The organism is Thermus parvatiensis (assembly GCF_001535545.1).
In the GTDB taxonomy this organism is placed as follows: domain Bacteria; phylum Deinococcota; class Deinococci; order Deinococcales; family Thermaceae; genus Thermus; species Thermus parvatiensis.
In genome coordinates this window covers 49,234-72,806 of the sequence record NZ_CP014141.1, presented here as the reverse complement: position 1 = coordinate 72,806, position 23,573 = coordinate 49,234, and the positions used below count along the sequence as shown (strand labels likewise).

The window sequence follows — 23,573 nt, the reverse complement described above, 5'->3', positions numbered from 1 at the left end:
GGCGCCATGGAGCTCACGCTGGAAAGCCAAGGCTATCTAGAGTCCCTTTACCGGGCCTACTTGGAGGATCCCCTTTCCCTCCCCGAGGACTGGCGGCGCTACTTCTCCGCCCTCACCCTGGAGGACCTGGAGGACGGCCGACGAGAACGCCAGGCCGCCCCCCTCCCGGGCGAGGCCTTGGACCTGGGCTTCCTCCTCAAGGTGGAGGCTTTGCGCCAGGCCTACCGGGAGCTCGGGCACCTCGCAGCCCGCATAGACCCCCTGGGCCGGGAGCGGCCGAGGCCTAAGGCGCTTTCCCTCGAGGCCCACGGCCTCTCCCCGGAGGACCTAAAGAGGCCCCTTCCCCCCCTCTTCGGCGCGCCCACCTTAGGGGCCCTCCTTGAGCGCCTGGAGGCCACCTACCTGGGCCCCGTGGGGTTTGAGGTGGCCCACGTGGAGCCCGAGGAAAGGGCGTGGCTCCTTTCCCGGATTGAGGCCCCGTGGCCTAAGCCCGCCCCCGAGGTGCGGAGGCGGGTCTTGCGGAGCCTCCTCCAGGCGAGCCTCTTTGAGGCCTTCCTCCAGCGGAAGTACCTGGGGGCGAAGACCTTCAGCGTGGAGGGCCTGGAAAGCCTCATCCCCCTCCTTCAGGAGGCGGTCCAGGAGGCGGCCCGCTTTGGGGTGCGGGAGGTGGTGCTGGGCATGGCCCACCGGGGCCGGCTCAACGTCCTGGCCCACGTGGTGGAGAAGCCCTTTGAGGCCATCTTCCGCGAGTTTGAGGAGCTCTTCCCCGAGGGGTACGTGGGGGACGTGAAGTACCACCTGGGCCACTCCACGGACGTGGAGACCCCCTGGGGCCCGGTGCACGTCTCCCTCAACTTCAACCCGAGCCACCTGGAGTTCGTGAACCCCGTGGCCCTGGGAAGGGTCCGGGCCAAGCAGGACCGCTTCGGCGACCGGGAGAGGAAGCGGGGCCTCGCCGTCTTGGTGCACGGGGACGCGGCCTTCATCGGCGAGGGTATCGTCCAGGAGACCCTGAACCTCTCCCAGCTTCCCGGCTACCGGGTGGGGGGCACCCTCCACGTGGTGGCCAACAACCAGCTGGGCTTCACCACCCTCCCCTCGGAGTACGCCTCCGGCCGCTACCCCACGGATGTCGCCAAGATGGTGGGGGCGCCCATCTTCCACGTGAACGCCGAGGCGCTGGACGAGCTCCTCTTCGTCCTCGCCCTCGCCCTGGAGTACCGGAGCCGCTACGGCAAGGACGTGGTCATTGACCTCGTGGGCTACCGCCGCCGGGGACACAACGAGACGGACGAGCCCACCTTCACCCAGCCGGACATGTACGCCCTCATTGCCAAGAAGCCCGAGCCCTGGCGGGTCTACGCCGAGAGGCTTGAGGCCGAGGGCCTGGTCTCCGAGGAGGAGCTTAAGGCCTGGCAGGAGGCCTACCTGGAGCGGCTGGAAAGCGAGTTCGCCCGGGTGAAGGCCGAGGCCACCCCCGTGGTCTACAGCACCCTGGGCGGGGTCTGGCAGGGCTACGTGGGCGGGCCCGACCACCTGGTGCCCGAGGCGGACACCGCCTTCCCCAAGGAGGGGCTGAAGAACCTCCTGGTGCGGCTTAGCTCGGTCCCCGAGGGCTTCCAGGTGCACCCCAAGCTCAAGCGTTTCCTCGAGGCCCGCCGGGAGATGGCCGAGGAGAAGCGGCCCGTGGACTGGGCCACCGCCGAGGCCCTGGCCTTCGCCACCTTGGCCGTGGAAGGGCACAGGGTGCGCCTCACGGGGCAGGACGCCCTTCGGGGCACCTTCACCCAGCGCCACGCCGCCCTTTACAACTACCGCACTGGGGAGCGTTACATTCCCTTGCAGCACCTGGCCGAGGGGCAAGCGGAGGTGGAGATCCACAACTCCCCCCTCTCCGAGGCTGGGGTCTTGGGGTTTGAGTACGGCTACAGCCTGGACTACCCGGAGGGCCTCGTCCTCTGGGAGGCCCAGTTCGGGGACTTCGTCAACGTGGCCCAGGTCTACATAGACCAGTTCCTGGCCAGCGCCGAGGTCAAGTGGGGGCGGCTTTCCGGGCTGGTCCTCCTTTTGCCCCATGGGCTAGAAGGCCAGGGCCCCGAGCACTCCTCGGCAAGGCTAGAGCGCTTCTTGCAGCTTGCCGCCAAGGACAACCTCCAGGTGGCCTACCCCACCACCCCCGCCCAGTTCTTCCACCTCCTCCGCCGCCAGGTGAAGCGGAAGATCCGCAAGCCCCTGGTCGTCATGACCCCCAAAAGCCTCCTCCGCCACCCTGAGGTGGTCTCCGCTTTGGAAGAGCTCGCCGAGGGGCGTTTCCAGAAGGTCATTCCCGAAAGGGTCAAGGGGGCGCGGAAGGTCCTCCTCACCTCGGGCAAGGTCTACTACGACCTCCTGCAGAAGCGTAAGGAGCTTCAGGCGGAGGACGTGGCCATTCTGAGACTGGAACTCCTCTACCCCTTCCCCGAGGCCGAGCTCAAGGAAGCCCTCAGCTTCTACCCCAAGAAGACCCCGGTGGTCTACGTGCAGGAGGAGCCCATCAACCAGGGGGCCTGGTGGTACCTCTCCGCCCGCTTCTGCGGGGAGATCTACGGCCATCCCTTCTCCGTGGTGGCCCGGCCCGAGTCCCCAAGCCCCGCCGTGGGTTCCTCCAAGGTCCACAAGCTGGAGCAGGAGGAGCTTTTAGAGGAAGCGTTCAGGTAAGGAGGTAGCCGTGCAGGAACTCAAGGTGCCCTCCGTGGGCGAAAGCATCGTGGAAGTGGAGATCGGCGCTTGGCTCAAGAAGGAAGGGGAAAGCTTCGCCCAGGACGAGCCCTTGGTGGAGCTCATCACCGACAAGGCCACCCTGGAGCTCCCCGCCCCCTTCGCCGGTACCCTGAAGCAGATCCTGAAGAAGACCGGGGAGACCGCCCGGGTGGGGGAGGCCATCGCCCTTCTCGAGGCGGGGGCAGCGGAGGCGAAGCCCCAGGCCCAGGCCCCCGCCGAGGCCCCCAAGGAGCCCGCCCAAGGGCCCCTGGCCATGCCCGCTGCGGAGCGCCTCATGCAGGAAAAGGGCGTCTCCCCGGCAGAGGTCCAGGGGACGGGCCTCGGCGGGCGGATCCTCAAGGAGGACGTGATGCGCCACCTGGAGGAGCGCGCCCCCGCCAAGCCCGTGGAAGCCCCGCCGCCCCCTCCCCCCTCCCGCCCCGCGCCCCCGCCGCCCACCCCCACGCAGGCCCCCGCCGATAAGCCCTGGCGGGTGAGCGAGGCGGTGCCCATGACGCCCCTTCGCCGCCGGATCGCCGAGCGCCTCCTCATGGTCCGCCAGACCACGGCCATGCTCACCACCTTCAACGAGGCGGACATGTCGGCGGTCATCGCCCTACGCAAGGAGCTGGGGGAGGCCTTCCAGAAGAAGCACGGCGTCAAGCTCGGCTTCATGAGCTTCTTCGTCAAGGCCGTGGTCCAGGCCCTCAAGGAGATCCCCGAGCTCAACGCCGAGATCCGGGACAACCACATCGTCTACCACCGCTACTACGACATCGGCATCGCCGTGGGCGGGGGCGAGGGGCTGGTGGTGCCGGTGATCCGCGACGCCGACCGCCTCTCCTTCGCGGAGATTGAGCGGCAGATCGCCGACTTCGCCGAAAGGGCCCGCACCAAGAAGCTCAAGCCCGAGGAGCTCATGGGGGGCACCTTCACCATCACCAACGGGGGGATCTACGGTTCCCTCAATTCCACCCCCCTCCTCAACCCGCCCCAGGTGGGCATCCTTGGCATGCACGCCATCCAGGAAAGGCCCGTGGCCCGGGACGGCCAGGTGGTCATCCGCCCCATGATGTACCTGGCCCTCTCCTACGACCACCGCATCGTGGACGGGCGGGAGGCGGTCACCTTCCTCCGCCGGGTGAAGGAGCTCATTGAAAACCCGGCGCGGCTCCTTCTGGAGGTGTAGCGTGTACGACCTTCTGGTGATTGGCGCCGGCCCCGGGGGGTACGTGGCCGCCATCCGGGCGGCCCAGCTCGGGATGAAGGTGGGGGTGGTGGAGAAGGAGAAGGCCCTAGGGGGGACCTGCCTCAGGGTGGGGTGCATCCCCTCCAAGGCCCTCCTGGAGACCACCGAACGCATCTACGAGGTGAAAAAAGGCCTCCTTGGGGCCAAGGTGAAGGGCTTTAGCCTGGACCTTCCCGCCCTCATGGCCCACAAGGACAAGGTGGTCCAGGCCAACACCCAGGGGATCGAGTTCCTCTTTAAGAAAAACGGCATCACCCGCCATCAAGGTACGGCCCGTTTCCTCTCTGAGCGCAAGGTTTTGGTGGAGGAGACGGGGGAGGAGCTAGAAGCCCGCTTCATCCTCATCGCCACGGGAAGCGCCCCCCTCATCCCCCCTTGGGCCCAGGTGGACTACGAGCGGGTGGTGACCTCCACCGAGGCCCTTTCCTTCCCCGAGGTGCCGAAGAGGCTCATCGTGGTGGGGGGCGGGGTGATCGGGCTGGAGCTCGGGGTGGTCTGGCACCGCCTGGGGGCGGAGGTCATCGTCCTGGAGTACATGGACCGCATCCTCCCCACCATGGACGCCGAGGTCTCCCGGGCGGCGGAGAGGGTCTTCAAGAAGCAGGGCCTCACGATCCGCACCGGGGTGCGGGTCACCGCCGTGGTGCCTGAGGCCAAGGGGGCCCGGGTGGAGCTTGAGGGGGGCGAGGTCTTGGAGGCGGACCGGGTCCTCGTGGCCGTGGGCCGCAGGCCCTACACCGAGGGGCTTGCCCTGGAAAACGCCGGGCTTTTCACGGACGAGCGGGGAAGAATCCCCGTGGACGAGCACTTGAGGACCCGTGTGCCCCACATCTACGCCATCGGGGACGTGGTGCGGGGTCCCATGCTCGCCCACAAGGCGAGCGAGGAAGGGATCGCCGCCGTGGAGCATATGGCGCGGGGCTTCGGCCACGTGGACTACCAGGCCATCCCCAGCGTGGTCTACACCCACCCCGAGGTGGCCGGGGTAGGCTATACCGAGGAGGAACTCAAGGAAAAGGGTATCCCCTACAAGGTAGGGAAGTTCCCCTACTCCGCCAGCGGCCGCGCCCGGGCCATGGGGGAGACCGAGGGCTTCGTCAAGGTCCTGGCCCACGCCAAGACCGACCGCATCCTTGGGGTCCACGGGATTGGCGCCAGGGTGGGGGACATTTTGACCGAGGCCGCTTTGGCCATCTTCTTCAAGGCCAGCGCCGAGGACCTGGGTCGGGCCCCCCACCACCACCCCTCCCTCCCCGAGATCCTGAAGGAGGCGGCCCTGGCCGCTTGGGAGAAGCCCATCCACCTATAGGAAAAAAACCACAGCCCCGGCCAGGCAGACCTGGCCGGGGCTGTGCCGTGCCTCAGTTGGTCTTCACCAGCTCCAGGCGGTACTTGTTGAAGGGGCTGTTGTCCGAGGCTGCCAGATCAGAGGCGATGGTGTAGCTGGTCACCACCAGGTAGTAGGTGCCGCTTGCGGGCAGGGAAAAGGTGATTTCGGAGTCGGTGATCTGGCCGGGTACCAGGTCGTCGTTCTCCTCCAAGACGTTCCCCGCGGCGTCCAGGAGGAAGAGGTAGGAGTCCAAGGTGCCGCCGATGCTGGACTTGGCGTAGACCCGGGCTCGAATCTCGTCGCCTGCGGTCCCGGTGAAGGCGAAAAAGTCAAAGTCCCTGGGCTGGCTGAAGATGTAGGCGAGCTGGGTAGTGATCCCGTAGGCGATGGGCGTGGCTTGGGATGGGCTGTCGTTGGGCTCGTAGGGGTCGGTGGGGTTGAGGTTGACCTCGGTGGCGTTCAGGCGCACCAGCTTGAAGACGGGGTTAGCTGCTGTGGAGCCGGAGGTGGCTATCAGGGTGCCCACGAAGGTGCCCCGCTCCTCGGGGAGCCCGCCTGTGAGGGAGAGGTCAGCCCCAGCCACGTAGATGTCGTACTCCCCGGGGGCGATCTCGTGGAACCAGGCTTCCCCATTCATGTCGGTGCGGGCCCAGTAAACTGGGGTGGGATCGTCGGGATCCCCGGCCCTTAGGCCTTTGCCGCGGAGCATCACATCGGCGAAAAGGCCAGGGAAGAGGCCATTTTCATTGAAGTACTCCACCTTGACCCTGACCACAGAGCCAGGTACCGGCAAAGCGGTACAACCCTGGCTGAGGAGGTTTGCCAGGTTCCCGACATTAAGGTGCCCCCAGCCCTTTTCCCGGGTAAAAGTTTTTTCCCAGGTGGTGGTCTCCAGGGCCCGGCGCACCTGGTAGGGGGTAGCGCTCGGGCAGGCTCCCTTGACCAGGGCGGCGGCGGCCGCGGTATAGGGACCGGAGAAGGAGGTCCCCGAGATCAGGCCATATCCGCCCCCAAGCCAGGTGGGGTTGGCCAGGAGGACATCCACCCCGGGCGCAGCGCTGGAAACGTGGCGGCCGTGGGTGGAGAAGTCGGCGCGGTTGCGGTTCCCGTCTGCCGCCACCGAGGCGATGATGCCCGGGTAGCCCGCGGGGGTGCGCACCTCGTCCTTGGAGGAGTTCCCGGCGCTGGCCACCACCACCACGTTGTTGGCCAAGGCGTAGTCAAAGGCCTCCTTCACCAGGTTGCCGTAGCCCAAGCCTCCCCAGGAGTTGTTGAGGATGTGGGCTCCGTTGTTGACCGCCCAGACAATGCCCCGGGCTACGTAGAAATCCCCCACGTAGTCAGGCTGGAATATGGCCACGGGTAGGAACTTGGACTTGGGGGCTAGGCCGGCGATGCCCTGGCCATCTTTTGCCGCGCTCACCGTGGAGGCTACGAAGGTGCCGTGAGAGATGTTGGCAGGGTCCAAACTCTCAATGAAGTTAACCCAGGCTTCTGCGTCGGTGTAGACGGTATTGGTCATGGGGTCATAGGCCTTTCCGGCCCAGTTGGCCGCCAGGTCCGGGTGGGTTACGTCCGCGGGATCGTCAATGATGGCCACCACCACCCCCTCACCCTCAAATCCCCTGTCCCAGGCCGCCTTGGCGGCGAGGTGGCGGGGGTCCAGGGCGTACTGGGGTAGCCCATCCAGAATCTGGTCGGCGGGGTTGGCCAGGGGCACCAGGCTGCTTTCCTGGCGAGGACGCTCCACGGGGTCCTCGCTGGGCGGGGTGACCTGGGCCAAGTGGGGCTCGGCGAAGCGCAGCCCCCGAAGCCCCTTCAAGCTACGGCTCGCCTTCAGGGCATCCCCCTCCACCTGGAGGAGGGCGGCCTTGAGCTCGGGGATCCGGGCAATCTCCCTGGCCCGGAGCTTTTGGATGGCGGTCTGGAGGGCGGCCTCGTCCTGGTAGCCCACCACCACCTGCCCCCGGAAGTGGCGGATGCCCTCCGAGACAGCGAGGGTGGCCGAGGGGGCGGCGCCCTTAGGCGGAGTGGAGCAAGCCCCGAGCAGGGCGGCAAGACCGAGGATAAGGGTTAGGCGAAGGTTCTTCATCATGCCTCCTTACTGCCCCGTGGTGAAGTCAAAGACCTGGGTTTCCGTGCGGCTGATGCGGAAGGGGGTGGCGGTGTTGGGCCAGGTCTGGACGCTGTAGGCCGAGATCCGGTAGTTCTCCGCGGGGTTGTACTTGTAAGCGTAGGCCACGTAGAGCTGCCAAGCGTAGGAGCGCAGGGCCTGGAGGGCCGGGAGCTGGGCCAGGCCGTCAAAGTTGTAGGGGATGCTCACGGTACCCTGGGTTACGTCCACCGGCACCCGGTTGGGCTTTGTCGGGTCCATAATCCCGGCGGTGTCGGTGAAGAACACCACGCCGTTCGTGGGAGGATGGAAGCCATAGACCAGGGCTTCCCCGCTGGGGATGTCGTTGTCTGGGGTGCCGAACTCCACCAGGAGGTTATATCCCGCCAGGCTCTGCCAGGCCACGCTGTCCCCGGTAAGGGTGTCCCAGAGGACCAGGTTGTAAGCTGCCCCGTCCGCACCGATACCCAGCTGCGGATGGCCGATGGTGAAGTCGGGCGTGCGGGAGACCCCCGTGCTTTCGTCCGCGGGGCTCAGGAGGGGGGCGAAGAAGGGGGGTAGGGGGGTAGTGGAGCTAGCGCTGGCTTTCAGCGCGGTTGGCCCCTCGGGCCACTACCCGGTAGTAGTAGGTCTGGCCGGGGGTCAGGTCGGGCGAGGCGTCGCGGAAGAAGAAGGGGCGGTCCAAAGGGTTGTCGGGGCAACTGCTGCTTCTAGCCCCACCCACGGTGCCCACCCGGGTCCAGTTGGTCCCGTCGGTGGAGCGTTCGATGTCAAAAGCGAAGGGGGTGGCAGTGGCGGTGTAGCACCAGCGCACCTCCACGTAGAGGTTGCTTCCCTCCGGTACCGCCTCAGGGTCCAGGGTGAGCTCGCCCATTGTGCCCTTGGCTACCGGCACCTTAAGGGTAGTTGGGCTTTTGACGCTGAAGAAGCCCACCGCCCGGCTCAGGGTGATGGCGGTGGCGGCCACCCTGGTGGGGGAGCTCACGTTGTTGTTCTGGTTGGCCGAAGTGTTCTTAAAGGTGATGGGAATCAGGTAGTGGCTGCGGTTCAGGTTGAAGTCGTAGGCCACCACCTCCACGTAAACGGTTTCCCCGCTGGCGCTGCCGAAGCCGGCCACATTGGCACCGCTGAGGGCGCGATTGCCGGTGTCCTCCACGTTGCTGAACACCTGGCGGGTCCAGGTGGCGCTGTTGGTGATGAAGGCCGACCCCGGAGTGCGGCCCAGGGCCACGTAGATGTAGCGCATGGGACGGACGTAGTCCTTGGTGGTGTCCACCTGGACCCGGAAGGGGATGGTGTTGGTGAAGGTACCCCCTTCCAGGGATTGGGTGCCGTCCTGGGTGATGAGGAGGGTGGGCGGGGTGGTGGTGGCGGTGGCGTCAAAGGCCTGGCGCTGAATGAGGGTGACGCTGGTCATCTCCGGCACCCGGATGCCCTCCAGAACGCTTCCCGCCATGCCGGGCTTCTGGGCCTCGAGGCGGTAGGTGCCGGGGGCCAGGGTGCCAAAGCTGAAGCTCCCATCGGCTCCGGAGAGGGTCGTGGCCACCAGGTTGCCGTTTTTGTAGAGCTTAAGCGTGCTTCCGGCCACGGGCCCGCCGGCGTACTCGCTGACCACCGTACCAGAAAGGTTGTGTACAGCAGTCGGGTCGTAGGTTACCTGGACTGTGGCGCTACCCTTGTTGTTGGCCTGGTCGTAGGCGTGGACGGTGATGGTGTTTTGGCCCTGCTGGAGGGTGACTTGGAACTGGAAGGAGACGTTTGGTCCGGGGGTGATGGTGATCTGCTGTTCCTGGCCGCCGTTGAGTTGATAGGTGATGCGGGCCACCTGGGTGTTGTCCTGGGCGGAGCCTTGGACGGTGACCTGGGGGGTGTTGACCGTGCTTCCGTCCTGGGGTTGGGTGATGGTGATGGTGGGCTTTTGAGTATCTGGGGCTGGAGTCGGGTCGTAGGTTACCTGGACTGTGGCGCTACCCTTGTTGTTGGCCTGGTCGTAGGCGTGGACGGTGATGGTGTTTTGGCCCTGCTGGAGGGTGAGGGTGAAGGCGAAGTTGACGGAGGTTCCTGGGGTGATGGGGACCTCTTGTTCCTGGCCGTTGTTGAGCTGGTAGGTGATCCGGTTTACGCGGACGTTGTCCTGGGCGGTGCCTTGGACGGTGAGGGTGTCCTGGTTGACGGTGGCGCCGTCCTGGGGGGCGGTGATGGTGACGCTGGGCTTGACGGTGTCCTGGCCGCAGCCCGCCAGGAGGAGGGCGCCCAGTAACAGCCCGAGCCCTAACGCTTTTCTCATAAATCACCCCTAACGAAAGGGATCCTTTGCGACCGGGGCCTAGGCCTATAGGTGTGGGTCATACAGCACCTCCTTCTCGCAGTTTCCGGGGCCAATCCTAACCTTGCTGTGGGAGGGCGTCAAGGGGTAGGTTATGGCGCGGGTTTGTTCATGTATACTTATGCACGCCCCCTCGAGGGGCTATACTGGGAGGGACATGAAGATCGTCTTGGCATACTCCGGCGGGCTGGATACCAGCATCATCCTCAAGTGGCTCAAGGAAACCTACAAGGCCGAGGTCATCGCCTTCACCGCGGACATCGGCCAGGGGGAGGAGGTGGAGGAGGCCCGGCAAAAGGCCCTCAGGACCGGGGCCTCCAAGGCCATCGCCCTGGACCTGAGAGAAGAGTTCGTGCGGGACTTCGTCTTCCCCATGTTCCGCGCCGGGGCGGTGTACGAGGGGTACTACCTCCTCGGCACCTCCATCGCAAGGCCCCTCATCGCCAAGTACCTGGTGAGGATCGCCGAGGAGGAAGGGGCGGAGGCCATCTCCCACGGGGCCACGGGTAAGGGAAACGACCAGGTGCGCTTTGAGCTCACCGCCTACGCCCTGAAGCCCGACATCCGGGTGATCGCCCCCTGGCGGGAGTGGAGCTTCAAGGGCCGGCAGGAGATGATCGCCTATGCCGAGGCCCACGGCATCCCCGTTCCCGTGACCCAGGAGAAACCTTATTCCATGGACGCCAATCTCCTGCATATTTCCTACGAGGGAGGGGTCCTCGAGGACCCCTGGGCCGAACCCCCCAAGGGGATGTTCCGCATGACCGTGGACCCCGAGGAAGCCCCCGATGCCCCGGAGTACGTGGAGGTGGAGTTTGAGCGGGGGGATCCCGTGGCGGTGAACGGGGAACGGCTCTCCCCGGCAGCCCTGCTGCAAAGGCTCAACGAGATCGGAGGCCGCCACGGGGTGGGCCGGGTGGACCTGGTGGAGAACCGCTTCGTGGGCATGAAGTCCCGGGGGGTCTACGAGACCCCGGGGGAACGATCCTCTACCACGCCAGGCGGGCGGTGGAAAGCCTCACCCTAGACCGGGAGGTCCTCCACCAAAGGGACATGCTCTCCCCCAAGTACGCCGAGCTCGTCTACTACGGCTTCTGGTACGCTCCCGAACGGGAGGCCCTCCAGGCCTACTTTGACCACGTGGCCAAGAGCGTCACCGGGGTGGCCCGGCTCAAGCTCTACAAGGGGAACGTCTACGTGGTGGGAAGGAAGGCCCCGAAGAGCCTCTACCGCCAGGACCTGGTTTCCTTTGACGAGGCGGGCGGCTACGACCAGAAGGACGCCGAAGGCTTCATCAAGATCCAGGCCCTGCGCCTCCGGGTGAGGGCCCTTGTGGAGAGGGAGGGCCATGGCGCATAGGACCTGGGGGGGGCGCTTCGGGGAGGGGCCGGATGCCCTTGCGGCCCGCTTCAACGCCTCCCTTGCCTTTGACCGGGCCCTTTGGCGGGAGGACCTGTGGCAGAACCGGGTCCACGCCCGCATGCTCCACGCCGTGGGCCTCCTGAGCGCGGAGGAGCTTGAGGCCATCCTCAAGGGGCTGGACCGGATAGAGGAGGAGATTGAGGCGGGCACCTTCCCCTGGCGGGAGGAGCTTGAGGACGTCCACATGAACCTCGAGGCCCGCCTCATAGAACTTGTAGGCCCCCCGGGGGGCAAGCTCCATACCGCCAGGAGCCGCAACGACCAGGTGGCCACTGACCTGCGCCTCTTCCTGAAGGGGGCCATTGCGGAGCTCCTGGAGGCCCTCCTTGCCGTGCGGCGCGCCCTGGTGCGGGAGGCGGAGAGGCACTTAGAGCCCCTCCATGTCCTCCCCGGCTACACCCACCTGCAACGGGCCCAGCCGGTGCTCCTTTCCCACTGGTTCTTGGCCTACTACGAGATGCTCACCCGGGACGCCGGCCGGCTTAGGGACGCCAAGGAGCGCTTGGACGAAAGCCCCCTGGGGGCGGCGGCCCTCGCGGGGACGGGCTTCCCCATAGACCGCCACTTCACCGCCAGGGAGCTTGGCTTCAAGGCCCCCATGCGGAACTCCCTGGACGCGGTGGCCTCCCGGGACTTCGCCCTGGAGGTCCTTTCCGCCTTGAACATCGGCATGCTCCACCTCTCCCGCATGGCGGAGGAGCTCATCCTCTACAGCACCGAGGAGTTCGGCTTCGTGGAGGTGCCCGACGCCTTCGCCACCGGGTCTTCCATCATGCCCCAGAAGAAGAACCCGGACATCCTGGAGCTCATCCGGGCCAAGGCGGGAAGGATCCTCGGGGCCTTGGTGGGGCTTTCCACCGTGATCAAGGGGCTTCCCTTGGCCTACAACAAGGACCTGCAAGAGGACAAGGAGCCCCTTTTGGACGCCCTCGCCACCTACCGGGATAGCCTAAAGCTCCTCGCCGCCATGCTCCCCGGGCTTACGTGGAACCGGGAAAGGATGTGGCGGGCGGCGGAGGAGGGTTATGCCCTGGCCACGGAGCTTGCCGACTACCTGGCGGAAAAGGGGCTTCCCTTTAGGGAGGCCCACCACGTGGTGGGGCGGCTTGTGAGGAGGTTGGTGGAGGAGGGGCGGCCTCTAAAAGACCTCACCCTCGAGGAGCTTCAAACCCACCACCCCCTCTTCGCCGCGGATGCCCTCCCCCTCCTCCGCCTGGAGACCGCCATCCATAGGCGCCGCTCCTATGGCGGCACGGCCCCTATGGCGGTGCGGGAGAGGCTAGAGGAGGCCAAGAAGGAGGTGGGCCTTGATTGAACTGGAGCTTCCCACGGTAGCGCTCCCCGAGGTGCGCCCTGAAGCGGGGGTGGAGCTCAGGAAGGCGCGCTTAAGCGACGTGGACGCCATCTACTGGCTCATCCGCTACTGGGCGGAAAAGGGCCTGATGCTGGTGAGGAGCCATAGCCACCTCTACGAGAACATCCGGGACTTTTGGGTCCTCGAGGACGAAGACGGAAAGATCGTGGGCACCGTGGCCCTCCACGTCCTCTGGCGGGACCTTGCCGAGATTCGCGGCCTCGCCGTGCACCCCACAAGGCAGGGCCAGGGCCTGGGCCGCTGGCTCGTCCTGGGGGCGGAGAGGGAGGCGCGGGATTTGGGGCTTCCTCGGGTCTTCGCCTGGACCTTACAGGTGAACTTCTTCCGCGCCCTCGGCTACCGGGTCACGAGCCGGGAGGCCCTTCCCCCCAAGGTCTGGAGCGAGTGCAACGCCTGCCCCTTCTACGAGAACTGCCGTGAGATCGCCGTCATCAAGGAGTTTTCCCCAGGGGCTTCCCGGGGCTAGAATGGACAGGATGGGCACCCTGACCCGCTACCTTGAGGAGGCCATGGCCCGGGCCCGCTACGAGCTCATCGCCGATGAGGAGCCCTATTATGGGGAGATCCCCGACCTCCCCGGGGTCTGGGCCACGGGGAAGAGCTTAAAGGAGTGCGAGGCCAACCTGCAGGCGGCCCTGGAGGACTGGCTTCTCTTTCTGCTCTCCCGGGGTGAGACCCCCCCGCCCTTGGGCGAAGTCCGCATTGAGCTACCCCATGGCGAGGCGGCTTAGGCCCGTTTCCCGGAGGGAGCTCGTGGCCAGGCTTAAGGCCTTGGGATTTTCTGGGCCCTACACGGGGGGGGCAGGCACCAGTTCATGGTGCGGGGGTCCATCCGCCTGGTCTTGCCCAATCCCCACCGAGGGGAGATTGGCGTGGACCTTCTAAAGCGCATCCTGAGGCAAGCGGGGATAGAGGAGGAGGAATGGCTGGAGTGAAGGAGCGCGCCGTTTTGGTCCTGGAAGACGGGACCGTCTACCACGGCTACGCCTTCGGCGCCCGGGGAAAGACCGTGGGGGAGGTGGTCTTCAACACCGCCCAGACCGGCTACCAGGAGATCATGACCGATCCCAGCTACCACGGGCAGATCGTGGTCATGACCTACCCTCACCAGGGCAACTATGGGGTGAACGTCTACGACATGCAGTCCAACCGCCCCTGGGTGAAGGGCTTTGTGGCCAAGGAGTTCAGCCGCATCGCCTCCAACCCGCGGGCCCAGCAAACCATCGGGGAGTTCATGGAGTTCTACGGGGTGGTGGGGATTGAGGGCATAGACACGAGGGCCCTGGTGCGGAAGATCCGGGAGGGCGGGGTCCTGAAGGGGACCATCGCCCATGCGAGCCTCTTCGGCGCCCCCGACCACGCCTTCACGGAGGAGGAGCTGGAGGCCCTCCGCCGGGAGGCCCAGGCCTGGACGGACATTGACGGCCGGGACATGACCCCCGAGGTCTCCACCCCCCTGCCCTACGCCTGGCCCACCCTGAAGTCGGGGCGGCGCATCGTGGTCATGGACTTCGGCATCAAGCACGCCATCGTGGAGAACCTGGCCGCCCTCGGCTTTGAGGTCATCGTGGTCCCCGGGAAGACCCCGGCCCACCAGATCATGGCCTTGGAGCCCCACGGCCTCCTCATCTCCAACGGGCCCGGCGACCCCACCATGCCCCGCTACGCTCACGAAACCATCTGGAAGCTCATGGGGCTTCTGCCCACCTTCGGCATCTGCCTGGGGCACCAGCTCTTGGCCCTGGCGGCGGGGGGCGGACCTTCAAGATGAAGTTCGGCCACCGGGGGGCGAACCACCCGGTGAAGAACCTGCAGACGGGCAAGATTGAGATCACCAGCCAGAACCACGGCTACGCCGTGGACATTGACTCCCTCAAGGACTTCCGCCCCACCCACGTGAACCTGAACGACGGGACCCTCGAGGGCATGGCCCACGCCCGCTACCCCGTCTTCTCCGTCCAGTACCACCCCGAGGCCGCCCCGGGCCCCCACGATGCCCTCTACCTCTTCCGCCGCTTTTTGGAGGAGGTGGAGGCCTTCCACGGGGCCACGGGGCTTCCCGTGGAGAAGCAACGGGCGGACCAGCACGGGATCTAAAGCGCCCGCTCCTTTTTGGGGCCCCCACCGCGGCCTATGCCGCGGTGGGGTCTTTCAGTAGTCCATCCCCCGGATGCTCCCCTCCTCGTCCACGTCAATCCCGAAGGCCTGGGGGGTCTTGGGGAGGCCGGGGAGGGTCTCTATCCCCCCCATGTAGACCACCACGAAGCCTGCCCCCAGGCGGCACTTCAGGTCCGTGACCCGCGCGGTGAAGCCCCGGGGCCTTCCCCGGAGCCTGGGGTTGTCGGAGAGAGAGGTGGCGGCCTTGGCCATGACCACGGGCAAGGCCTCGCACCCCTCCTTCTTGGCCGCTCTAAGGGCCCGCTTGGCCTCCTCGCTCCACTCCACCCCCTCGGCCCCGTACACCTCCTTGGCGATGATGGCCACCTTCTCCTCCAAGGGGGCTTCCAGGGGGTAGAGGGGCCGGTAGGCGTGGGGCAGGGAGAGGGCCTCCAAGACCCTTTCGGCGAGCTCTAAGCCGCCCTCGCCTCCCTTGGCGTACACCTCGCTTAGGGCGAAGGGAGGCCCCTTTCCTCGGCGAAGGCCCGCACCAGGGCGATCTCCTCCGGCACGTCCTGGGGGAAGCGGTTTAGGGCGATCACGGGCTTGTAGCCGAAAAGCTCCACGTTCTCCACGTGCTTTTCCAGATTGGCGAGGCCCGCCTTCACCGCCTTCGGGTCCGGCATCCCGTAGGCGTCCTGCCCCCCGTGGTAGCGGAGGGCCCGCACCGTGGCCACCAGGACCACCGCCTCGGGGACGAGGCCCGTGGTGCGGGCCACCACGTTCATGAACTTCTCCAGGCCGAGGTCGGTGGCGAAACCCGCCTCCTGCACCACGAGGTCCGCAAGGCCCAAGGCGAAGAGGCTTGCCCTCAGGGAGTTCGTCCCGTGGGCGATGTTGCCGAAGGGCCCCATGTGAATGAAGGCGGGGTTGCCCTCGGCGGTCTGCACCAGGTTGGGGAGGAAGGCCTGCCGGAGGAGGGCGGCCATGGCCCCCACCGCCATAAGGTCCTCGGCGTAGACGGGCTTGCCCTCGTAGGTGAAGGCCACCCGTATCCGGCCGAGGCGGCGTTTCAGGTCCTGGAAGTCCCGGGCCAGGCTCATGAGGGCCATGACCTCGCTGGCCACGGTGAGCTCAAACCCCCCTTCCCGGGGCACCCCGTGGGCTTTGCCCCCAAGGCCCAAGACGATGTGGCGCAGGGCCCGGTCGTTCATGTCAATGGCCCGCTTGAGCTCTATGCGCCTTGGGTCTATGCCGAGCTCGTTCCCTTGGTGCAGGTGGTTGTCCAAAAGGGCGTTCAGGAGGTTCACGGCGCTGGTCACCGCGTGGAAGTCCCCGGTGAAGTGGAGGTTGATCTCGTGCCGGGGCTCCACGCGGGCCCTTCCTCCCCCCGTGGCCCCGCCCTTCACCCCGAAGACCGGGCCCAAGGAGGGCTCCCTCAGGGCCAAGGCCGCCCGCTTCCCCAGGCGCCAGAGGGCGTCCACGAGGCCGATGGCCGTGGTGGTCTTGCCTTCCCCCGCCGGCGTGGGGGTGATGGCCGTGACGAGGACCAGCTTGCCCTTGGCCTTTGGGGGCTCCCCCAGGACCTTGGCCATGTAGGGGCCGTAGAGGTAAAGCCGGTCCCGGTCCAGGCTGAGCTTGGCGGCCACTTCCTCTATGGGTAGGAGGCCTTCCTTGACGATCACGGGGTCAGCTTACCCCGCCCCCCTAGGGAGAGAAGTCCCGGTTGCCCCCGGAGAGGAGGAGGGCGAGGGTTTGGGGAAGCCTCGCCCCGTGCTCCAGCACCGCGGCCAGGGGAAGGGCCCCCGTGGGCTCCACCACCTGCTTGGTGCGGGTGAAGAGGAGGCGCTCCGCCTCGAGGAGGGCCTCCTCGCTCACCACAAGGATCCCGTCCGCTTTCTCCTTGAGGATGGGGAAGGTGTGCTCCCCCAGGCTTAGCGTCCGCACCCCGTCCGCCCGGGTCCTGGGGGGCGCTTCCAGGCGGAGGATCCTTCCCGCCTCCAGGCTCCTCCTGGCGTCGTCCGCGGCCTCAGGCTCCACCCCGAGGACGAGGGTTGTGGGGGAGAGGGCCTTCACCGCCGTGGCGATTCCGGCGAGGAGCCCCCCGCCCCCCACGGGGGCGAGGACGGCCTCGGGGAAGACGCCCCGCTTCCCCGCCTGGGCCAGAAGCTCAAGCCCCGCCGTCCCCTGCCCGGCGATGACCAAGGGGTCGTCAAAGGGGTGGATCAGGGCGTAGCCCGTTTTCTCCTGAAGGGCCCGGGCCACCTCCTCCCGGTTCTTTGCCGTCACCCCCCGGTCCACCACCTCGGCCCCGTAGGCCCAGGCGCAGGCTTTCTTGTAGGGGCTCGCGTCCTCGGGCATGACGATGAGGGCCTTCACCCCGAGCACCTTGGCGGCATAGGCCACCCCCTGAGCGTGGTTGCCGCTGGATACGGCGAGAAGCCCCTTGGGGGCCTTCAGGGTGAGGGCTTTGGAAAGCGCCCCCCGGGCCTTGAAGCTCCCCGTCTTCTGCAGGTGCTCGGCCTTGAGGAGGAGGCGCTTGCCAAGGAGCCCGTCCAGGAGGCGGGAGGTGAGGAGGGGGGTGCGGTGGGTGTAGGGGGCGATGCGGCGGAAGGCGGCGTAGAGGTCTTGGAGGGAAGGCATCACTCGGTGCGGGGCCCGGCCTCGGCCACCTCCTTGGCCACCCCCGAGGCGTATTTCTGGAAGTTTTCCTGGAAGAGGTGGGCGAGCTTCCGCGCCTGCTGGTCGTAGGCCTCCTTGTCCGCCCAGGTCTCCCGGGGGTTTAAGAGCTCCTGGGGCACGCCGGGGGCTTCCAGGGGCACCTCAAACCCGAAGACGGGGTCCCTGCGGTAGGGGACGTTCTCCAAGGCCCCGGAGAGGGCCGCCTTCAGGAGGGCCCGGGTCACGGGCAAGGGGAAGCGCCGCCCCACCCCGTAAGGCCCCCCGGTCCAGCCGGTGTTCACCAGGTAGACCCGGGGGGCGTGCTCCTTGATCTTCTCCCCCAGCATCCTGGCGTAGACCCCGGGGTGCATGGGGAGGAAGGGCGCCCCGAAGCAGGCGGAGAATGTGGCCTTGGGCTCCGTGACCCCCCGCTCCGTCCCCGCTACCCGGGCGGTGTAGCCCGAGAGGAAGTAGTACATGGCCTCTTCCGGGGAAAGCCGGGCGATGGGGGGAAGCACCCCGTAGGCGTCGGCGGAGAGGAAGAAGATGGCCCTGGGATGCCCCGCCCTCCCCGACTCCACCACGTTCTCCAGGTGGGCGATGGGGTAGGAGGAGCGGGTGTTTTCCGTCTTGGAGTCGTCGTCCCACTCCACCCGGCGGGTTTCCGGGTTCACCACCACGTTCTCCAGGATGGCCTCAAACTGGTTGGAGGCCTTGTAGATCAGGGGTTCGTGCTCCGGGGAGAGGCGGATCACCTTGGCGTAGCATCCGCCCTCAAAGTTGAAAACCCCCTCTTCGCTCCAGCCGTGCTCGTCGTCGCCGATCAAGGGGCGCTCCGGATCGGTGGAGAGGGTGGTCTTGCCGGTCCCGGAAAGCCCGAAGAAGACCGCCACGTCCCCCTCCTTCCCCACGTTGGCCGAGGCGTGCATGGGGAAGACCCCCCGCTTGGGCATGAGGTAGTTCATCACGGTGAAGACGCTCTTCTTGATCTCCCCGGCGTATTTGGTGCCCACGATGAGAATGAGCCTCCTCTGAAAGCTGATCCCCACGAAGACCTCGCTCCGGGTGCCGTCCCGCTCGGGGTCCGCCTGGAAGTAGGGGGCGTGGACCACGGTGAAGCCCGGGCGGAAGGCCTCCACCTCGTCGTCCTCGGGGAAGTGACGGGGCAGGAGGAACATGTTGCGGGCGAAGAGGGCGTGCCAGGGGCTTTCCGTCACCACCCGCACCCCCAGGCGGTGGCGCCGATCGGCCCCGGCGTAGAGGTCCTGGACGTAGAGGTCCCGCTCGGAGAGGTAGGCGGCCACCCTTTCGTAGAGGGCCTGGAAGGCCTCAGGGGAGAAGGGCTGGTTCACCTCCCCCCACCAGATCTCCCCTTCCACCTCGGGCTCCCGCACCACGAACTTGTCCTTGGGGCTTCTCCCGGTGTAGGGGGTGGTGTCCACCACCAAGGGCCCCTTGTGGGCCAAAAGGCCTTCCCCCGGGCCAGGGTGTGCTCCACCAGAACGGGGGAAACCGTGTTCCAAAAAATCTGTTTCTTGGGTTGGATGCCAATATAGCTCAGGCGGTCCATACGGGCCTCCTAAAGTAAAGGATATCACAAACTTATTTCCACGCTTCCACCGCGCCTTCCCCTACCCCTCCTGCCGGAGAAGGGCGAGGGTGAGCCGTTTGCCAAGCTCCACCCCGGGCTGGTCAAAGGCGTTCACCCCCCAAAGCTCCCCCAGGAAGGCGGTCTGCCACATGAGGTGCTGCATGAGCCAGCCCACGGCGTAGGGGGAAACCTGGGAGAGGTAAAGGGCGTAGACCCTCTGCCCCCCCTCGGCCAGGGCCTGGTAGGTGGCCTCGGCCTCGGCCTTCAGGAGCTGGAAGAAGCTCTTGCCGAAGAGGAAGGAGGCGGCCTCGAGGCCCTCCACCTCTGGGATCTCCAGGTCCTCCAGGGGGGTCTCGGGGATGACCAGGGCGAGGAGCTTGTCCAGGGGGCCCTCGCGGAAGAGCTGGACCTGGGCGTGCTGGTCCTTGGGGCCGAGGGCGGGGACCGCGGTGGTGCCCACCCTCTGGCCTTGGCGGTTTACCTTCCCCAAGGACTCGTCGTGGAGCTGGACGAACCAGCTGGGGAGGTGGCTTAGCCTCTCCGAGTAGACCATGAAGACGTGGACGGGGAGGTGGCGGTGGAGGTGGAGGAGGAGGGCGGTCTTCAGGGGAAGGCTCTCCTCGAGGGGGGCGAGGGCGGTCTCGTTGGCCTTGCGGGCCCCCATGAGGAGGGCGTCCAGGTCGGCGCCGGCGAAGGCCAAGGGGAGAAGCCCCACGGGGGAGAGGACGGAGAAGCGCCCGCCCACCTCCTTGGGAATGGGAAAGGCCTTGAGCCCCTCCCGCTCGGCGAAGGCGCGCAAAGGGCCCTCCTTGGGGTCGGTGGTCACCACGAGGTGCCGCCGCCAGTCCTCCCCCAGGTGCCCTTTGAGCCACTTCAGGAAGACGGCGAGGCCCGCCAGGGTCTCCGCCGTGGACCCCGACTTGGAGACGGCGTTCACCAGGGTCTTCCTGGGGTCCAAGGTGCGGAGGAGCCTCTTTATGGGCTCGGGCTCCACGTGGTCCAGGTAGTGGAAGCGCACCCCGCTCTCGTTGAAGGCGGCCTCGAGGGCCTTAGGCCCCAGGGCGCTTCCCCCGATGCCGATGAGGACGAAGTCCTCCACCCAGGGGTTCGCCTCCCGGTAGCGGCGGATCTCCCTCAGGGTCTCCGTGTCCTCGGGGAGGTCCATCCAGCCGAGCATCTGGGCCTTGTCCCCACGCTTGGCCAAAAGGCTTTCCCGGGCCCGGAGGAGGGCCTCCCGGTGGGCCTCTAGGGCCTCGGAAAAGCCGGGGAGGTAACGGGTGTCCAGCCGGAGCATAGAGTGCAGTTTACACCCTTGCGGAACTCCCTCTACCGGAGGAAACTAGGCCCTAGCCCACGCCCCCCGGGCGCTCAGAGGGAAGGGAGGGCACCCTCGGGGCCCCGGTAAGAGGCCCCTTTGGGACTTACCGGGGCTGGTGGACCGAAAAGGGTATGAGGCACGCTTTGGTCGGCTTTCTCCTGGGCTGGGTTCTTCTCCTCCTGGCCCTGGGCGCCGGGCTTCCCACCCTTCTCGGCCCTCCCCTCCTCCTCCTCGGGCGGAGGTTTTACCCGGAGGGCTTCCTGCGGCTCGCCTTCCTCCCGGGCTTCCTTCACGCCCCCCAGGTGGGCTGGCCCCTTCTTTGGGCCAAGACCTCCTTGGCCCTCCTCCTCTTCGGGCTCTACCTGAGCCGGGAAAAGGGCCTCTGGGCCCCCTTTGGCTCCTGCCCCTCGCCCTCTCCTTGGGGCCTTGGGGCTTGGGCCTCTTGGGCCTCCTCCACGGGTTCCACCTCCTCGCCCGGGTGGAGGGGGTGGGCCCCTTGGGGCCCCTTCTTCCCCTTTTCCTTGCTGCCTTGGGGTTTGGGCTCGGCCACCTTTCCCTGCCGGGCCTTCCGGCGCTTTCCCTTTCCGCCCGCGCCCCCACCTTCCGGGCAAGCCCCGGGGAGGCCGGGGGGCCCGGGGGGAGTGTGGCCTACCTGCCCCCGGAGGGGGGCTTTCCCCTCTGGGTGGGGGTGGTGGACCGCCTCCTGGCCCACGCCCTCCCCCTCGCCCTGGCCCTCCTCCTGGCCCTGGGCCTTCTCCTCCTGGGTAGGAGAAGGGGCCTCCCCCTCTTCCGCGGCCTCCACCTCCTCCCTCTCCTCCTCGCCCTGCCCCTTCTCCTCGGCCTCTTCTTCCTGCTGGGAAGCCTCGGGGGCGGGGAGGGGGCCGGAGGCCAGGGGGTAGGCCCTCCGCCCTCTTCGCCCCCTTCCCAGGGCCCTGTGGAATGGGTACACGGGCCCAGGGCCCTGGGGGAGGTGGGGATCGCCCTGGCCGGGCTTTCCGCCCTCTTTACCCTGGCCCTCCTCCTCGCCCTCTTGGCCTGGGCCTGGCGGGGGCGGGGAGGCGAGGGCGGGGAAGGCGAGGGGGCGGCCTTCCCCTTCCCCAGGGCTTTCCAGAGGTCCCTCCCCGCAAGCCGGGTGCGCCGGGCCTACCTGGAGGCCCTCGAGGCCCTAAAGGGGGCCGGGCTCCCTAGGCGTCCCGCCGAAGGCCCCGTGGAGTACGGGAAGCGGGTGGAGGCGGCCTTCCCCGAGGCCCATCCCCTCCTCGCCCGCCTCACCGCCCTCTACCTTCCCGTGCGCTACGGGGGGAAGGCCGAGAGGGAGGAGGCGGAGGAGGCGGAGGCCCTCGCCCTGCGTATCCTGGAGCTATGCTCTACGAAAGGGTCCAAAGCGCCCTAAGGGGCCGGGTCCTCCTCCGGGAGGAGACCTTAAGGCTCGCCCTCGCCGCCCTCCTCTTCGGGGGGCACCTCCTCCTGGAGGACGTGCCGGGCACGGGGAAGACCACCTTCGCCAAGGCCCTGGCCCGGGTCCTGGGCCTCTCCTTCGGCCGGATCCAGATGACCCCAGACCTCCTCCCCCAGGACCTCACCGGGGTCTACCTCTACCGGGAGGGGAGCCTGGTCTGGGAGCAGGGCCCCATTTTCGCCCAGGTCCTCCTGGTGGACGAGCTGAACCGGGCCACCCCCCGCACCCAGTCGGCCCTCCTGGAGGCCATGGGGGAGGGCCAGGTGACCCTGGAGGGAAAGACCCACCCCCTCCCCGAGCCCTTCTTCGTCCTGGCCACGCAAAACCCCGTGGAGGAGGAGGGCACCTTCCCCCTCCCCGTGGCCCAGCGGGACCGCTTCGCCGCGCGGCTCGCCCTGGGCTACCCCGACGAGAAGGCCCTTCTAGAGGCCCTGAGGGGCCAAGACCCCCTGGAGGGCCTGGCCCCGGTCACGGACGCCGAGGAGGTCCTGGCCCTGAGGCGGGAGGTGCGGCGGGTGCGGGTGGAGGAGGAGCTCACGGACTACCTCCTCGCCCTGGCCCGATTCCTCCGAGGGCGGGAGGGGGTGCGGCTTGGCCCCTCCCCCCGGGCGCTCCTCCAGGTGGAGCGCCTGGCCCAGGCCCTGGCCCTTCTGGAGGGGCGGGGCTTCGTCTTACCTGAGGACTTGAAGGCCGCCTTCCGGGCGGCCATTCCCCACCGGCTTTTGCTCGCCCTCGAGGCCGAGCTTTCCGGCCTCACCCCCGAGGGCCTGGTGGAGGAGGCCCTGGAGGCGGTGCCGGCCCCGGTGGAGGCGGGGTAGATGGGCGCCCTCGCCCTCCTCCTTCTCCTCGCCCTGGCCTTGGCCCCCCGCTGGCTTCGGGCGAAGGCCAAGGTCCACGGGTTCCCCCCGGGCTTTCCCGGGAGAGCGGGGGAGGGCCGGGTGGAGGTGGAGGTCCAGGCCCCCCTCCCCGTCCTCCTCCAGGTGGAGGTGGGGGGTTCGGCGGCCCTGGGCCTCGCCCCCAGGAAGGCCTTGGCCCTCGCCTGGGGGAGGGCGAAGCTTGGGCTTTCCCTCCCCTACCGCTACCGCCGCCGGGGGGCGCACCCCCTGCCCGCCCTCCAGCTCCGGGCGCGGGGGGTCCTCGGCCTGGGGGAGAGGCGGCTCGCCCTCCCTTTGGGAGAGGCCCTGGTCTACCCCGCCCTAAGGCCCCTTCCCCCCCTCCTTCCCGCCCCCGCCTTCTTCCTGGAGGGAAGGCGGGCCCCCTGGGGGCTCCAAGACCCCCTGGAGGCGGTAGGCCTCCGTCCCTACCGCCCCGGGGACCCCTTGAGGCTCCTCGCCCGCAAGGCGAGCCTCCGCCTGGGGCGCCCCGTGGTGCGGGAGGTGGAAAGGAGGCTGGAAGGTGGCCTCTTCCTCCACGTGGACACGCAAAGCCTCCACCCGAGCTACCTGGACCACGCGGCAAGCCTCGCCCTCGGGCTCCTCCTCGAGGCGGAAAGGCGGGGGGAAAGGTACGGGCTTTCCGCCTCGGAGGTCCTCCCCCTGGGCCGGGGGAAGGCCCACCTGAGGCGGGCCCTGGAGCTCCTCGCCCGCCTCGCCCCAAGCCCCGCAGCCCCCCTCCCGCCCCCCGCTCCTTGGGGGAGCACCTACGTCCTCTTGACCCAAGGGGCGGAGGAGGCCTTCCTAAAGGCGGCGCTAAGGGGGGCGCGCCGCGCCCGGGAGGGGCTTTTGGTCCTCCTTCCCGAGGGCTACTTCCTCTTCCCCGGGGAGAAGGGAAGGCCCGTCCACGGCAAGCCCCCCGGCCTGGAAAGGGCCCTCCGCTACCGAGCCCTTCTTTTGGCCCACGGGGTCCGGCTCCTGGTGGTGCGGGGGCACGAGCCCTTTAGGGGAAAATAGGGGC

Annotated in this window: 13 protein-coding genes and 5 pseudogenes; 12 read left to right on the top strand and 6 right to left on the bottom strand. The window is 67.7% G+C overall.

Annotated features, from left to right (window positions below; all coding sequences use genetic code 11):
- The first annotated feature begins 6 nt into the window (after window positions 1-6).
- The 3 genes from AV541_RS00400 to lpdA are packed head-to-tail and all read left to right on the top strand — an operon-like array spanning window position 7 to window position 5,297.
- Complete coding sequence (locus AV541_RS00400; protein WP_060383996.1) at window positions 7-2,697, top strand: 2-oxoglutarate dehydrogenase E1 component; 2,691 nt, start codon at window positions 7-9, stop codon at window positions 2,695-2,697.
- 10 nt (window positions 2,698-2,707) lie between these two features.
- Complete coding sequence (gene odhB / locus AV541_RS00395; protein WP_060383995.1) at window positions 2,708-3,928, top strand: 2-oxoglutarate dehydrogenase complex dihydrolipoyllysine-residue succinyltransferase; 1,221 nt, start codon at window positions 2,708-2,710, stop codon at window positions 3,926-3,928.
- 1 nt (window position 3,929) lies between these two features.
- Window positions 3,930-5,297: a dihydrolipoyl dehydrogenase gene (lpdA, locus tag AV541_RS00390; RefSeq protein ID WP_060383994.1), complete on the top strand. Its 1,368-nt coding sequence runs from the start codon at window positions 3,930-3,932 to the stop codon at window positions 5,295-5,297.
- 52 nt (window positions 5,298-5,349) lie between these two features.
- On the opposite strand, the gene AV541_RS00385 is transcribed toward lpdA, so the two are convergent.
- Together AV541_RS00385 and AV541_RS11780 are read right to left on the bottom strand one after the other, a co-directional pair.
- Complete coding sequence (locus tag AV541_RS00385; RefSeq protein ID WP_008630402.1) at window positions 5,350-7,413, bottom strand: S8 family serine peptidase; 2,064 nt, start codon at window positions 7,411-7,413, stop codon at window positions 5,350-5,352.
- A gap of 6 nt (window positions 7,414-7,419) precedes the next feature.
- Window positions 7,420-9,718, bottom strand: a pseudogene (locus AV541_RS11780) (Ig-like domain-containing protein).
- 196 nt (window positions 9,719-9,914) lie between these two features.
- Between AV541_RS11780 and AV541_RS00375 the strand changes: the two are divergent.
- The 6 genes and pseudogenes from AV541_RS00375 to carA all read left to right on the top strand — a co-directional run bounded on the left by AV541_RS00375 (window position 9,915) and on the right by carA (window position 14,651).
- Window positions 9,915-11,116, top strand: a pseudogene (locus AV541_RS00375) (argininosuccinate synthase).
- The gene (argH, locus tag AV541_RS00370; RefSeq protein ID WP_060383993.1) at window positions 11,106-12,494 is read left to right on the top strand and encodes an argininosuccinate lyase; all 1,389 of its coding nucleotides are present in this window, start codon (window positions 11,106-11,108) and stop codon (window positions 12,492-12,494) included. The pseudogene AV541_RS00375 and the gene argH overlap by 11 nt, the downstream one beginning before the upstream one ends.
- On the top strand, window positions 12,487-13,020 hold the full coding sequence (locus AV541_RS00365) for an N-acetyltransferase (protein WP_060383992.1): 534 nt from the start codon (window positions 12,487-12,489) through the stop codon (window positions 13,018-13,020). Before argH ends, AV541_RS00365 begins: the two co-directional genes overlap by 8 nt.
- Window position 13,021: 1 nt before the next feature.
- Window positions 13,022-13,285, top strand: coding sequence for a type II toxin-antitoxin system HicB family antitoxin (locus AV541_RS00360; protein WP_014628886.1), 264 nt, complete (start codon window positions 13,022-13,024; stop codon window positions 13,283-13,285).
- Between the two features lie 84 nt (window positions 13,286-13,369).
- Window positions 13,370-13,489, top strand: a complete 120-nt coding sequence (locus tag AV541_RS11775; RefSeq protein WP_238569918.1) for a type II toxin-antitoxin system HicA family toxin — start codon at window positions 13,370-13,372, stop codon at window positions 13,487-13,489.
- Window positions 13,477-14,651: pseudogene (gene carA / locus AV541_RS00350) on the top strand (glutamine-hydrolyzing carbamoyl-phosphate synthase small subunit). The gene AV541_RS11775 and the pseudogene carA overlap by 13 nt, the downstream one beginning before the upstream one ends.
- 54 nt (window positions 14,652-14,705) lie before the next feature.
- Here carA and AV541_RS00345 read toward each other — a convergent pair.
- The 4 genes and pseudogenes from AV541_RS00345 to pgi all read right to left on the bottom strand — a co-directional run bounded on the left by AV541_RS00345 (window position 14,706) and on the right by pgi (window position 20,197).
- A pseudogene (locus AV541_RS00345) lies at window positions 14,706-16,336 on the bottom strand (formate--tetrahydrofolate ligase).
- Between the two features lie 22 nt (window positions 16,337-16,358).
- On the bottom strand, window positions 16,359-17,294 hold the full coding sequence (locus tag AV541_RS00340; RefSeq protein ID WP_060383991.1) for a threonine/serine dehydratase family protein: 936 nt from the start codon (window positions 17,292-17,294) through the stop codon (window positions 16,359-16,361).
- Window positions 17,294-18,882: pseudogene (gene pckA / locus AV541_RS00335) on the bottom strand (phosphoenolpyruvate carboxykinase (ATP)). Before pckA ends, AV541_RS00340 begins: the two are co-directional and overlap by 1 nt.
- Before the next feature lie 61 nt (window positions 18,883-18,943).
- A complete protein-coding gene (pgi, locus tag AV541_RS00330; protein WP_060383990.1) occupies window positions 18,944-20,197 on the bottom strand; it encodes a glucose-6-phosphate isomerase in 1,254 nt (417 codons plus the stop codon).
- Between the two features lie 457 nt (window positions 20,198-20,654).
- Between pgi and AV541_RS12935 the strand changes: the two genes are divergently transcribed.
- From AV541_RS12935 to AV541_RS00315, 3 genes are read left to right on the top strand one after another with little or no spacing between them, the layout of a single operon-like run.
- Complete coding sequence (locus AV541_RS12935; RefSeq protein ID WP_276325496.1) at window positions 20,655-21,614, top strand: DUF4129 domain-containing protein; 960 nt, start codon at window positions 20,655-20,657, stop codon at window positions 21,612-21,614.
- Complete coding sequence (locus AV541_RS00320) at window positions 21,584-22,498, top strand: AAA family ATPase (protein WP_008630417.1); 915 nt, start codon at window positions 21,584-21,586, stop codon at window positions 22,496-22,498. The genes AV541_RS12935 and AV541_RS00320 overlap by 31 nt, the downstream gene beginning before the upstream one ends.
- Window positions 22,499-23,569 carry a DUF58 domain-containing protein gene (locus tag AV541_RS00315; protein WP_008630419.1) on the top strand — a complete coding sequence of 357 codons (1,071 nt, stop codon included), beginning with the start codon at window positions 22,499-22,501 and terminating at the stop codon, window positions 23,567-23,569.
- Window positions 23,570-23,573: the final 4 nt, after the last annotated feature.

Bases quoted from the DNA above. Each gene is read 5' to 3' on its own strand.
- AV541_RS00400 (WP_060383996.1), top strand. From the start codon at position 7: ATGGAGCTCACGCTGGAAAGCCAAGGCTATCTAGAGTCCCTTTACCGG.
- AV541_RS00385 (WP_008630402.1), bottom strand. From the start codon at position 7,413: ATGATGAAGAACCTTCGCCTAACCCTTATCCTCGGTCTTGCCGCCCTG.
- argH (WP_060383993.1), top strand. From the start codon at position 11,106: ATGGCGCATAGGACCTGGGGGGGGCGCTTCGGGGAGGGGCCGGATGCC.
- AV541_RS00360 (WP_014628886.1), top strand. From the start codon at position 13,022: ATGGACAGGATGGGCACCCTGACCCGCTACCTTGAGGAGGCCATGGCC.
- AV541_RS11775 (WP_238569918.1), top strand. From the start codon at position 13,370: ATGGTGCGGGGGTCCATCCGCCTGGTCTTGCCCAATCCCCACCGAGGG.
- AV541_RS00340 (WP_060383991.1), bottom strand. From the start codon at position 17,294: ATGCCTTCCCTCCAAGACCTCTACGCCGCCTTCCGCCGCATCGCCCCC.
- pgi (WP_060383990.1), bottom strand. From the start codon at position 20,197: ATGCTCCGGCTGGACACCCGTTACCTCCCCGGCTTTTCCGAGGCCCTA.
- AV541_RS00320 (WP_008630417.1), top strand. From the start codon at position 21,584: ATGCTCTACGAAAGGGTCCAAAGCGCCCTAAGGGGCCGGGTCCTCCTC.
- AV541_RS00315 (WP_008630419.1), top strand. From the start codon at position 22,499: ATGGGCGCCCTCGCCCTCCTCCTTCTCCTCGCCCTGGCCTTGGCCCCC.